Annotated in this window: 14 protein-coding genes; 13 read left to right on the top strand and 1 reads right to left on the bottom strand. The window is 43.0% G+C overall.

The features are described 5' to 3' along the window. The first annotated feature begins 59 nt into the window (after positions 1-59). The 3 genes from lhaT (at position 60) to AC4E8A_RS15320 (ending at position 2,470) form a co-directional block, all read left to right on the top strand. Positions 60-647, top strand: a complete 588-nt coding sequence (gene lhaT / locus AC4E8A_RS15330; protein ID WP_490194103.1) for a lipoprotein heptaprenylglyceryl N-acetyltransferase LhaT — start codon at positions 60-62, stop codon at positions 645-647. Between the two features lie 294 nt (positions 648-941). Next, positions 942-1,733: a sporulation protein YpjB gene (ypjB, locus tag AC4E8A_RS15325; RefSeq protein ID WP_490194101.1), complete on the top strand. Its 792-nt coding sequence runs from the start codon at positions 942-944 to the stop codon at positions 1,731-1,733. 56 nt (positions 1,734-1,789) lie between these two features. Continuing rightward, the gene (locus AC4E8A_RS15320; protein WP_490194099.1) at positions 1,790-2,470 is read left to right on the top strand and encodes a zinc metallopeptidase; all 681 of its coding nucleotides are present in this window, start codon (positions 1,790-1,792) and stop codon (positions 2,468-2,470) included. Positions 2,471-2,516: 46 nt separating this feature from the next. On the opposite strand, the gene AC4E8A_RS15315 is transcribed toward AC4E8A_RS15320, so the two are convergent. Then, on the bottom strand, positions 2,517-3,392 hold the full coding sequence (locus tag AC4E8A_RS15315) for a YitT family protein (protein WP_490194097.1): 876 nt from the start codon (positions 3,390-3,392) through the stop codon (positions 2,517-2,519). Between the two features lie 420 nt (positions 3,393-3,812). On the opposite strand from AC4E8A_RS15315, the gene AC4E8A_RS15310 reads away from it, so the two are divergent. From AC4E8A_RS15310 to panD, 10 genes are all read left to right on the top strand, one after another. Continuing rightward, positions 3,813-4,166 carry a nucleotide pyrophosphohydrolase gene (locus AC4E8A_RS15310; protein ID WP_490194095.1) on the top strand — a complete coding sequence of 118 codons (354 nt, stop codon included), beginning with the start codon at positions 3,813-3,815 and terminating at the stop codon, positions 4,164-4,166. Beyond that, positions 4,153-4,953, top strand: coding sequence for a 4-hydroxy-tetrahydrodipicolinate reductase (gene dapB / locus AC4E8A_RS15305; RefSeq protein ID WP_490194094.1), 801 nt, complete (start codon positions 4,153-4,155; stop codon positions 4,951-4,953). The genes AC4E8A_RS15310 and dapB overlap by 14 nt, the downstream gene beginning before the upstream one ends. A gap of 85 nt (positions 4,954-5,038) precedes the next feature. Continuing rightward, positions 5,039-5,464, top strand: a complete 426-nt coding sequence (mgsA, locus tag AC4E8A_RS15300; RefSeq protein WP_490194092.1) for a methylglyoxal synthase — start codon at positions 5,039-5,041, stop codon at positions 5,462-5,464. Continuing rightward, positions 5,454-6,155, top strand: a complete 702-nt coding sequence (gene bshB1 / locus AC4E8A_RS15295) for a bacillithiol biosynthesis deacetylase BshB1 (RefSeq protein ID WP_490194090.1) — start codon at positions 5,454-5,456, stop codon at positions 6,153-6,155. Before mgsA ends, bshB1 begins: the two co-directional genes overlap by 11 nt. A 3-nt stretch (positions 6,156-6,158) precedes the next feature. Continuing rightward, complete coding sequence (bshA, locus tag AC4E8A_RS15290) at positions 6,159-7,283, top strand: N-acetyl-alpha-D-glucosaminyl L-malate synthase BshA (protein WP_490194088.1); 1,125 nt, start codon at positions 6,159-6,161, stop codon at positions 7,281-7,283. A 16-nt stretch (positions 7,284-7,299) separates the two neighbouring features. Then, positions 7,300-8,463: a CCA tRNA nucleotidyltransferase gene (locus AC4E8A_RS15285; RefSeq protein ID WP_490194086.1), complete on the top strand. Its 1,164-nt coding sequence runs from the start codon at positions 7,300-7,302 to the stop codon at positions 8,461-8,463. Next, positions 8,460-9,440 carry a biotin--[acetyl-CoA-carboxylase] ligase gene (locus tag AC4E8A_RS15280; RefSeq protein WP_490194084.1) on the top strand — a complete coding sequence of 327 codons (981 nt, stop codon included), beginning with the start codon at positions 8,460-8,462 and terminating at the stop codon, positions 9,438-9,440. Before AC4E8A_RS15285 ends, AC4E8A_RS15280 begins: the two co-directional genes overlap by 4 nt. Before the next feature lie 451 nt (positions 9,441-9,891). Continuing rightward, positions 9,892-10,728 (top strand): 3-methyl-2-oxobutanoate hydroxymethyltransferase, encoded by an 837-nt coding sequence (panB, locus tag AC4E8A_RS15275; protein WP_490194082.1) that lies wholly within the window; start codon positions 9,892-9,894, stop codon positions 10,726-10,728. Beyond that, positions 10,728-11,594: a pantoate--beta-alanine ligase gene (panC, locus tag AC4E8A_RS15270; protein WP_490194080.1), complete on the top strand. Its 867-nt coding sequence runs from the start codon at positions 10,728-10,730 to the stop codon at positions 11,592-11,594. Before panB ends, panC begins: the two co-directional genes overlap by 1 nt. Further along, positions 11,587-11,970: an aspartate 1-decarboxylase gene (panD, locus tag AC4E8A_RS15265; RefSeq protein WP_490194078.1), complete on the top strand. Its 384-nt coding sequence runs from the start codon at positions 11,587-11,589 to the stop codon at positions 11,968-11,970. Before panC ends, panD begins: the two co-directional genes overlap by 8 nt. The last annotated feature ends 338 nt before the right edge of the window (positions 11,971-12,308 follow it).

The raw sequence follows: 12,308 nt of genomic DNA, 5'->3' as shown, positions 1-12,308 counted from the left end.
TTATAATTTGATATACCTGCATATATTTTTATTAAAAATTGTATCTTAAAGGAGAAAGCATGAATCAACTATATATTTACCTAACTCATAAATCTTTTCTTATTCTGCTTCTGATCATTAACATTCTCGGTACAATTTATGGATATATATGGTATATTCCGCAATTGGAAATAACAGAACCCCATTTTATGATCTTTGTACCTGACAGCCCTACAGCCAGCCTTTTCTTTTGCTTTGTTGTTGCAGCCTTTTTGATGAAGAAGAATTGGCCGCTGATGGAAGCTTTTGCGTTGGTGACTTTGTTTAAATATGGCATCTGGGCAGTAGTCATGAATCTCCTCACATTGGCAGTTTCCGGTGAATTGTCCTGGCAGGGCTACATGCTGATAGGCTCTCACTTTGCAATGGCTGTTCAGGGTATTCTCTACTCACCGTATTACAGGGTGAAAATATGGCATATACTGGCGGCTGCGGTGTGGACGCTGCACAATGATATCATTGATTATGTGTTCATGCAGTATCCTATCTATTCTCAGCTTCATCTGTACATAAGAGAGATTGGTTATTTCACCTTCTGGTTAAGCCTGTTTTCGCTTATACTCTGTTACTATTTTACAAGAAAAGTGGACAGGCGGTATTTAATATAGGCTCTTTTCGTAAACTTTGTTGCTATTCAATATAAATTTCAACTAATATCCTGGTAAATCGTCGTTAAAACCGCGGTGAGCAGGAAAGAAAAGAGCTGCCCGTTCTTTTTCGAGAGTAAAACCCTATGAATACAGGGGAAAAATCCGGCACTTGGGATTTTTCCGAAAGCAACAATATATGCGAAAACAGCCTTAATATAAGAATGTAGTGTAATATAAACGAATTCTAAGGTTTAAGGTCTACTCTTGTCCAAGCCCTCATACAATTTATTAGTAGTTCGAGGGGGGACAAGTATGAAATTATTCAGATCGGTTTTTATTGTGCTGCTCATATTTTTGATAAGCTCACCTTTACATTCCTCTGCTGAAGAAACATCATTGTCAGAGTTGGACAGCATCGCGGATGAGGCCTTGCAGATGGCGAAATCTGGGCGGTTTGAAGAAGCAAAGCAGCTATTACACTATTTTTCGGATAAATTCGCTCAAGTGAATGCGAATGACCGTTCTTTTACTATGGATGAACTGAGGATTCTTACCGTTTCCCACGAAGGCGCCTTACAATCCCTAGCTAATTCTTCTGAATCTATTGAACGAAGGATCGATTCAGTTATTACCTTCAGGCTTGTTATGGATACCGTATCCTCTCAGCATCAGCCTCTATGGACAGAGATGGAAAAGCCGATCATGTCAGCCTTTCAACAGGTTCAGGCTGCTGCGGATTCCGGGAATTCAGAGGAGTACCAATCCACATTGAATCAGTTTTTGACAAAATATAGTATCATTCAGCCAAGCATCAAGCTGGACATCCCCGTCGAAAAAGTACAGCAGCTGGATTCGAGGATCACCTTCATTGACCGGTACCGAAACGAAGCAGGCAGCAGTGAGGAAACGATGAATGAATTGAATACACTGGAAAGTGATTTGGAAGATTTGTTCGATGGGTTGACAGAGGATGATGCCGATCCTTCACTTTGGTGGGTGATTACTATCATGGGCAGTATTATAATCCTTACATTATCTTATGTAGGATGGAGAAAATATAAAGGAGAATCTCAACAGTCCAAGTCAGAAAGGCAAAAGGATTGACAACCATTTGTGCTGGAGATAAAATTTTAGTAACTACAACAAGATGGAGGTATGAAATGGGAGGCATAATCCTTTATTTCATTTTGATTTCGCTTATTCCAATACTGGCGAGCATGAATGTGAAAAAGACATTCAACAAATATGCAAGAGTAGCTACAACATCCGGAATGACCGGGGCTGAAATGGCCCGTCGAATATTGGATGAAAATGGATTGTATGAAGTGAAAGTGGTTGAAGGCCGCGGATTTCTAAGTGACCATTACAACCCTTTAAATAAAACGGTGGCGCTGTCACCTGATAATTATCATGGACATTCAGTGGCTGGTGCTGCTGTTGCTGCGCACGAAGTCGGCCACGCCATTCAGGACAGCCAGGATTACAGTTTCCTTAGGTTCAGACATGCTCTTGTTCCTGTTGCGAATATAGGCTCGAATTTATCTTGGGTTTTTATTATGATAGGGATCTTTAGTCAACTTTCTGGAATGCTTCTCTTAGGAATTGTCTTGATGGCTGCCGGAGTCTTGTTCCAATTGATTACTTTGCCAGTAGAATTCAATGCATCTTCCAGGGCAATGGATCAAATCGTTTCCCTCGGGTTGATTAGAAATGAAGAAGAACGCCATGCTAAGAAAGTGCTGAATGCCGCTGCCTTGACTTATGTTGCCGCTGCTGCGGTTGCCATAATCGAATTGCTTCGTCTGGTCCTTATCTTTACAGGTATGCAAGGAGAGGAATAATCAAAAAAAGCTTCCCGGATTTTGGGAAGCTTTTTTTATGGGTGAATCATTTATCTTCGAGAGGATTCTTATTTGCATCGAGCGTGAACCCCTCACCTAATACATCATGAACGACTGTGACTGATACGAAAGCATGAGGATCTACAAAACTGATAATGTTTTTTAAACGGACAATCTCATTTTTCCCCACTACACAATAGAGGACATTTCGGTCTGCTTTTGTAAAAGAACCATGACCTTTAAGGACAGTTACTCCCCGATCCATTTTTTCGATGATGGTGTCAGCGATTTCTTCATGTTTGTCAGAAATGATCATGGCCCCTCTGGCTGCATAGGCACCCTCCTGCATAAAGTCAATCACACGTGCCCCGACAAATACAGCCACCAGCGTATACATTGCTTCTCTGTAGCCGAGGTATGTAATAAGGGATGCCGAGATGACAATTGCATCAAAGATGAACATCGTTTTCCCCATGCTCCAGCCCACATATTTATGGACCAGCCTTGCAATGATGTCAACGCCTCCAGTGGTGCCGCCGTACCTGAAAATAATCCCTAGTCCTATCCCTAGGAAGGCGCCGGCAAACAAGGCAGCCAAGAATAAATCTCCTTCCAATGGAATTCTCATCTGGTACCTCTGAAAGATCCAGAGAAAAACAGAGAGACTGATGGTTCCGATAATGGTATAGAAAAAAGCACGTCTCCCTAGAAACTTCCACCCGATAAAAAAGATAGGGATATTCAAGGCAAGGTTAGAATAAGAAGGATCAATCCCGGCAAGAAAATATAATAGCAGCGTAATACCTGTAAAACCGCCTTCTGCAAGTTCATTCTGCATGTTGAAATGAACCAGTCCAAATGCAAAGATGGCTGAACCCAGCAGGATGAAGAATATATTTTTGAATCTGAGTCCGAATATCATGTTTAACTTCCTCCGATCACTTTTGTTACAAAAAATGCATAATTCCAGTAGCAGATTCGTAAATACTCTCGGGTATATATGCGAAATCTGATATTACTCGTTTCGGATCTTTAGTGGTAAATCATCATCGATACGCTTTGCTCCGCGGGATTTCTATAGCGATACAGCAGCCCTCCAAGCTGTACGAAACTGAACAGCCGCTCCAGCTAAGTTTTTTAAAAGAATATTACACCAGAGCAATTATATCGGAACCTTAAAAAACTATCAATAAGGCCCTTTCTATTATAGTTGGGATTGGCAGGTTTACTGGTATAATTGACATGAGAGGCATTTGGAACGATCAAGATGGATATAAGTTAATTATTTGTCAAAAACCGATTTCTTAGCTAACATAAAATAAGAAATTAGCGAGGTGTTTATATGGGAGATCATAAAACCATCAAAGAAATGCAGCAGGAAGTGGATACATACATAGGCCAGTTTAAAGAAGGATATTTCAGCCCCCTGGCAATGATGGCCAGGTTAACGGAAGAAATGGGTGAACTGGCAAGAGAAATAAACCATTATTATGGAGAAAAACCGAAGAAGACTACAGAGAAAGAAAACACCATTGAAGAAGAACTTGGCGATATACAATTTGTGGTTGCCTGTCTGGCGAATTCTTTGGGAATTGATTTGGAAAAAGCCCATGATACAGTGATGAATAAATTTAATACAAGAGATAAGGACCGTTGGACACGCAAGGAGGAGGAAGACAATCATGGCATCAATTAACGTAACAATAGCCGGACCAAGGGGACGGATGGGCAGAGAAGCTGTCAAGATGGTTCAGGATGCTGAGGGGTTCAAATTGATCAGTGTTCTTGATAATAAGCACAATGGAAAGAGTCTTAGTGATTTAGAGGGCTTTACGGATTATGAAGTACCTATTTATACAGATATTAATGAATGCTTTGAAGCCGGGACACCGGAAGTATTAATTGACCTTACCACTCCTGAGACAGGCTATATACATACAAAAACGGCTTTGGAATATGGAGTGAGGCCGGTAGTGGGCACGACGGGGTTTTCCTCAGAACAATTAGAGGAATTGACTGACCTTGCCACTGAAAAACAAATAGGCTGCATCATAGCCCCTAACTTTGCTGTGGGGGCGGTTTTAATGATGAAGTTCTCACAAATGGCAGCAAAATATTTTGGTGATGTCGAAATCATTGAACTCCATCATGACCAAAAGCTTGATGCCCCTTCTGGTACTGCCGTGAAAACTGCTGAGATGATTGCGTCCCAAAGGCATCCAAAAGTCCAGGGGCACCCGGGAGAAAAGGAAACCTTGACAGGAGCCAGAGGAGCAGATTATGAAGGCATGCATATTCACAGTGTCCGTCTTCCCGGTCTGATCGCCCATCAGCAAGTTATGTTCGGTGCCGACGGCCAGACATTGACGATACGCCATGATTCTTATAACAGAGCTTCCTTTATGTCGGGGGTGAAGGTTTGTATTGAAACAGTCATAGGGCTTGATACCTTGGTTTATGGATTAGAGAATATATTGGATTAATAACTGGGATACACCGTGTCATAATATTGAGGATACGGCTTTTAATAAGAGCCGGCATCCTTTTCAATAAGAAGGGGTGGTCGTGTTGAACATTGCATTAATTGCACATGATAAAAAGAAAGATAACCTTATCCGATTCGTCATAGCCTATAAAGAAACGTTCCAAAAACACAGCCTATATGCAACAGGAACGACGGGCAAAAGAATAAATGAAGAAACCGGCCTTGAACTTCACCGGTTCAAATCAGGACCTTTGGGCGGAGACCAGGAAATTGGATCCTATATTGCCAATGATAGGATGGATGTCATCATATTCTTCCGCGATCCGTTAACGGCACAGCCCCATGAACCGGATGTTTCCGCCCTGATCCGGTTATGTGATGTTTATTCTGTTCCATTGGCTACCAATATGGGAACAGCCGAAATCATTATTAAAGGCCTTGAGCGCGGAGATATCCACTGGCGTGAAATCCAGAAGGAAAATGGGGAGAAGAATCGGAATGAAGGTTGATATCCTGGCCTTCGGAGCCCATTCTGATGATGTTGAAATCGGTATGGGCGGGACACTGGCCAAGTATGCAGCCGAAGGAAAGAAAATCGTCGTCTGTGATCTGACAAAGGCAGAAATGTCCTCAAATGGTACACCAGAGTCGAGGGAAAAGGAAGCTGAAGAAGCTGCTGCCATACTTGGGGTAGAGAAACGGATAAACTTAGGGCTGCCCGACCGTGGGTTATACATACAAAAAGAATATATTGATGAAATTGTACGTACAATCAGATTTTACAGACCAAGAGCTGTTTTTGCTCCTTACGAAGTTGACAGGCATCCAGATCACGGGAATGCATCGGCCCTTGTCAAAGAAGCTTATTTCTCAGCAGGGATAAAAAAGTACGGTGCGGCTTCTTTGGGAGAGTTCCATAAACCGATGGCGTTATATTTTTATATGATAAATGGTTTTCATCATCCTGATTTCGTCATAAATATAGAGGACTACATAAATACAAAAATAAAAAGCTTGGAAGCATATCAAAGCCAATTTACCAGTTCAGAAGGAAGTGTGAAAACCCCTCTGACAGAAGGGTATCTGGAATCGGTCGAAGCAAGGGAAAGAATTATGGGGAAATCAGCCGGGCTTGCATTTGCCGAAGGATTCCTTGCCCACACCACTTTGATTGTAGACAAGGACTTATTAGGAGAGTAGCTTATGAAATTAAAAATAGGGATCACCTGCTATCCGACAGTCGGTGGGTCTGGCGTAGTGGCTACAGAACTGGGGAAGCTGCTTGCTGAAAGAGGGCACGAGATTCATTTTATTACCTCCAGTGTCCCATTCAGACTTAACAGAATGTACCCTAATATTTACTACCATCAGGTCGAGGTAAATCAATATTCTGTTTTTCAGCATGCTCCGTATGATATTGCGCTGGCAAATAAAATGGCTGTTGTAGCGAGAAGAGAGAAACTTGATATCTTGCATGTTCATTATGCCGTACCTCATGCAGTATGCGCCATACTGGCCAAACAAATGGCAGATACCGAACTCAAGATCGTCACAACCCTGCACGGAACAGATATTACAGTATTGGGGTATGATCCCTCACTAACGGAAGCAATCCGTTTCGGTATCGAACATTCCGATCATGTAACAGCCGTGTCGCATGCACTTGTTGATCAGACACATAGCCTTATAAAACCTGACAAGGATATTGAAACGGTCTACAATTTTATAGATGAACGTGTATATCGCAAGGTGGATTCTTCTCACTTGAGAAACGAATACGGCATCCTGCCTGAAGAAAAAGTCATTATACATGTTTCAAACTTCAGGGCCGTCAAGAGGGTGGAGGATGTGGTTCAAGCTTTCAGCAGGATCAATGAACAAATTCCATCGAAGCTGCTGCTGGTCGGGGATGGGCCTGAAATGACCGTCATCTGCCAGCTCGTAAAGGAACTCGGGCTGCAGGGGAAAGTCCTTTTCCTCGGGAAACAGGACAGTCTTGAAGAACTTTATTCATTGAGTGATCTGATGCTGTTACTATCACAAAAGGAAAGCTTCGGGCTAGTGGCATTGGAATCGATGGCATGCGGTGTGCCGTGTATCGGCACGGACGTTGGCGGCATACCCGAAGTGATTGAAGATGGGGAAAATGGCTTTATCTGCTCTCTTGGGGACGTGGCAGCAGTATCAGAGAAAGCAGTGTCTCTCCTGCAATCGGAAGAACTATATGAGAAATTCTCTGAAAATGCATTGAAGACCGCCAGGACAAAATTCCATTCCAGTAAAGTTGTCGATCAGTATGAACAAATATACAGGAAGCTTAACAGCTGAAAGATAGGTGACGAAAATGCTTCCAACTCTGTTTAAGCAGGCACTGCCTGTTTTGAAGAAACTTGAAACTGCCGGTTATCAATCCTATTTTGTTGGCGGCGCCGTCAGGGATCTCCTTTTGAGCAGACCGACGAATGACATTGATATCGCTACGTCAGCACGTCCTGAAGAGGTGAAGGCTGTTTTTTCGAAAACCATCGATGTAGGAATTGAACATGGAACCGTAGTGGTGATTCATAACGATACACCATATGAAATCACCACCTTCCGAAGTGAAAAAGAATACAAGGATTACAGAAGGCCAGAATCCGTTACGTTTATTACTTCTTTGAAGGAGGATTTGCAAAGACGGGATTTTACAATCAATGCGATCGCTATGGACAGCTCCGGCGGAATCCATGATCCTTTCTATGGAGAATCAGATATAAAAGCACAGGTGATACGGACGGTAGGGTCTGCAGAGGAGCGTTTCAAAGAAGATGCACTCAGGATGATGAGGGCTGTCCGTTTCATGGCACAGCTCGGTTTTAGAATGGAAGCAGACACGTTTGAGAGCATCAAACAAAATGGGAGCAATATTAAGTACGTCGCAATTGAAAGGCTGTCTGCTGAATTTGAAAAGCTGCTGGACGGAAGATTTAAAAAGGCATCTTTAGAGGCTCTCAAAGAGACGGGACTTTATAATTTTCTGCCTGGATTAAAAGGGGAAACTTTACAAACACTTACAGAATCTCCTATAAATGACCTGACCAACGAACAAATGTGGGTTCTGCTTTGTTATCTCTCGAACGAAGAGGTAATCGAGTATTGGAGGCTGCCTTTAAAAAAGGTGAGATATATTTCAAAGGCAGTCGTCTTTCTTGCTGAAAGAATGAAAAAGGAATGGGATCAGTACTCATTATATGCTGCAGGACTCTCAATAGCATCGGATGTCGAAAAAGCATACCATGCTCTTAACCCTCTTGATACTATCGATCAGGAACCGTTAGAAAAGATGTATGAACAATTGCCGATTAAAAACATTGGTCAATTGGATCTGACTGGAAATGATTTAATGGAGTGGACTGGAAAAAAAGGGGGCCCGTGGATAAAAGAGCTCCTGGAAGAAACAGAAAAAGCCGTCATCACAAGCAAAATCCCCAATCAAAAATCAACCATAAGGGAGTGGTTAGGGCTGTGAAATCACCGATAAGAAAGAAATTAATGCATGCTTTTACAAAAGCTGATGGAGAGTTCCTGTCGGGACAAGCCTTGGCTGATATTGCCGGCTGCTCCAGAACAGCAGTATGGAAGCATATAGAAGACCTGCGTAAAGAGGGATTCGAATTCGAAGCTGTTAAAAAACGAGGCTACAGAATTGTCAAAGTACCTGACAGGGTCAGTGGAGAAGAGATAAATCCAGGTCTAAAGACGCGGTCTATCGGAAAAGTGATCAAATATGTTGAGTCTGTACCTTCGACACAGAAAATAGCCCATACCCTGGCTCAAGAAGGAGCGGAAGAAGGGACAACTGTCATCGCCGAGGAACAGACAGAAGGAAGAGGAAGGCTTTTGAGAAGCTGGTACTCCCCCAAAGGGACAGGAATTTGGATGAGCATTATACTCAGACCTCAACTCCCTCCCCAGAGAGCGCCTCAATTCACACTGATCGCTGCCGTTGCAGTCGTACAGGCCATCGAAGAAGTGTGCGGTTTGAGCCCGGAAATAAAATGGCCGAATGATATTTTGCTTAATGGCAGGAAAGTAACGGGCATTTTAACAGAGCTTCAGGCCGAAGCAGACAAAATCAATTCCATCATTATCGGAATCGGTATGAATGTCAATCAAAGTGCAGCTGATTTTCCGGAAGAACTGAAATCCTTGGCCTCTTCTCTCGCCTTGGAAAAGGAAGAGAAGATATCAAGGGTAAAGCTGATCCAAAAAGTAATGGAAAAGCTGGAATTGTATTATAATTTATACATGGAAAAAGGCTTTACTCCGCTAAAATTGCTTTGGGAAAGTTACGCCATCAGTATAGGAAGACAAATCACAGCAAGAACCATTACTGGCAGCATTCATGGTAAAGCTCTGGGCATCAACGACGACGGTGTTTTAATGATTGAAGATGGAGAAGGAACTATTCATGAAGTTTATTCAGCTGATATTGAATTAAGGTGAAAATGATCTTTTTTAGTGACGGATCTGGTTTCGGGTATACAATAGAAATTGCCCATCAGAAGGAGTGAAAAATGGCATTGTTTATCACTCCTTTTTTTTCTTGATTTTTCGCAGTGAAGTAGGGAAGCCGTTATTCTTTTAATCTTTTTTCTATTGAATTCCAGGTTCCATTTGTTATAATCGTTTAGTGAAGGGCAGTATCTTATACGAACTGCACCGTGATTTTTAACTGAATAATGATCAGCAAATGTCTGCCTTGATCCAATTGGACAGGGACGGAGGGTCGAAACTTACAAATGTCTTTAACGGGATCCTTCTGCCTATTTTGAAGGGTCCCTTTTTGTGGAGGCTCTTTTCGTAAATCTTGTTGAACTTCCTTATAACAAGTTTTCGAAAATAGCCATTCATGATGCATGTTTCGCCGCCTCTGATTAAAAAGGAGGAAACGAAAATGAAAAGCACTTCCGATTTCATTAAAATGAAAAGAGAAAACGAAAAAATCTCGATGGTGACAGCATATGACTATCCATCTGCAAAGCTTGTTGAAAAAGCCGGATTGGATATGATTTTGGTAGGGGACTCCCTGGGCATGGTTGTACTGGGATATGAATCTACCGTTGCAGTGACCCTTGAAGACATGATTCACCATACAAAGGCGGTCAAAAGAGGGGCACCTGACACATTCGTTGTGACGGATATGCCGTTCATGACCTATCATCTCTCAAAGCGTGACACGCTGAAGGCCGCTATGGAAATCGTTCAAAAAAGCGGGGCCAATGCCCTTAAGATAGAAGGCGGGGGAAAGGTGATCGATACGATCGCCGATTTAACAACAGCTGGTGTTCCGGTCGTTGCCCATTTAGGTCTGACACCACAATCGGTTGGAGTCCTGGGAGGCTACAAGGTCCAGGGGAAAACAGCTGAGTCTGCTGCCAAGCTCATCGAGGAAGCAAAAAGGTGTGAAGAAGCAGGTGCCTTTTCGCTGGTAGTCGAATGCATACCACGCCAGCTTGCTGCTGAAGTTTCAAAGAGCGTAACCATACCTGTCATTGGGATTGGTGCAGGAAGTGATACAGATGGCCAGGTGCTTGTCTTCCACGACATTATGACCTATGGAGTTGAAAGAATTCCAAAGTTCGTTAAAAAGTACGGTGATTTTAACGAGGCCGCTCTCGCCGGTCTGGCGCAATACCATAGTGAGGTGAAGGAAGGAAGTTTCCCTGAAGCCGGGCATACCTTCACTATGAAAGAAGAAGAACTTCAATCACTCTATGGAGGAAACAACTAATGAAAAAAATGACAAAAATCTCCTCTATCCAGGAGTATCTGCTATCAGAGAAGCGAGAAGGGAAGAAAATAGGCTTTGTCCCTACAATGGGTTTTCTTCATGAAGGCCATCTGACACTTGCTGAAGCGGCAAGGAAGGAAAATGACATTGTGGTGATGAGTATTTTTGTGAATCCGCTGCAATTCGGGCCAAATGAAGATTTCGAAAGTTATCCGCGAAATCCGGAAAGAGATGCTGAACTTGCCGAATCAGTTGGAGTGGATGTATTGTTCCTCCCTGAAGCTGATGAAATGTATTCTGGAACTTCAATCAAGATGCATGTAACAGAACGTACGAACGTTTTATGCGGGAGCAGGAGAGAAGGGCATTTTGACGGCGTGGTAACAGTGGTTTCCAAGCTGTTTAATATAGTCGGCCCTGACAATGCGTACTTTGGTTTGAAAGACGCGCAGCAGGTTGCGGTCATTGAAGGATTGGTAAACGATTTGAATTTTCCGGTAAACATAGTCCGGGTCCCGACAGTAAGAGAAGATGACGGCCTTGCCAAAAGTTCAAGGAATGTTTATTTATCGGTTGAAGAAAGAGCTGAGGCACCAGTTTTGTCCAGCAGTCTTCAAGATGCAGAAACGTTGATTGAAGAAGGCGAGTCAAGACCTGAAACGATCATTTCACATATAAAAACCAGGATACAAGAAGAAACAAGCGGTATTGTTGATTATATAGAAATCTATTCCTTCCCGGAATTACAAAAAATTAAAGAATTACAAGGTGAGTTTATCATTGCACTGGCAGTTAAATTTGAGAAAGCCCGTCTAATTGATAATCTAATCATCAAGAAGAGCCAGGAGGAGAAGCGAAATGTTTAGAACGATGATGAGCGGTAAGATCCACAGAGCAACAGTGACGGAAGCGAACTTGAACTATGTTGGAAGTATTACGATTGATCAGGACATCCTGGATAATGTCGGTATGCTGCCAAACGAGAAAGTCCAAATCGTTAATAATAACAACGGTGCAAGGCTGGAAACCTACATCATCCCAGGTGAACGAGGAAGCGGGGTATTCTGCTTGAATGGCGCAGCTGCCAGACTGGTTCAGCCGGGAGATGTCATCATAGTCATTTCGTACAAGCTTGTCGCGGAAGAAAACATTCATTCCCATGTGCCGAAAGTCGCCATCATGGATGAAAACAACAAAATTGTTGAAATGCTTGGAACCGAACCTGAAGCAACAGTATATTAAAACTTAAGATAGCTCGAGTGATGACCACTCCTTCTCTGCTTGTAGACAAAGTCCAATATATGGACCATATCTACGGGCTTTTTTTATTATAAAGCGCAAGCGCCTTGATCAGCCCCGACAGGCATAAGACGAGCCGGCGGGAAGGCTGAACTTTGCCTTCTCGGCGGATGGGCTTATGACCCCGAGGGGCTAGGCGCTGGAGCTGGATTGACTAAAAAGCGCAAGCGCCTTGATCAGCCCCGACAGGCATAAGACGAGCCGGCGGGAAGGCTGAACTTTGCCTTCTTGACGGATGGGCTTATGACCCCGAGGGGCTAGGCGCTGGAGCTGGATTGACT

It is taken from the genome of Bacillus sp. SRL337 (assembly GCF_984799155.1).
Note: the sequence above shows the minus strand (reverse complement) of the source record. Positions and strands in the feature narration are given on the sequence as shown.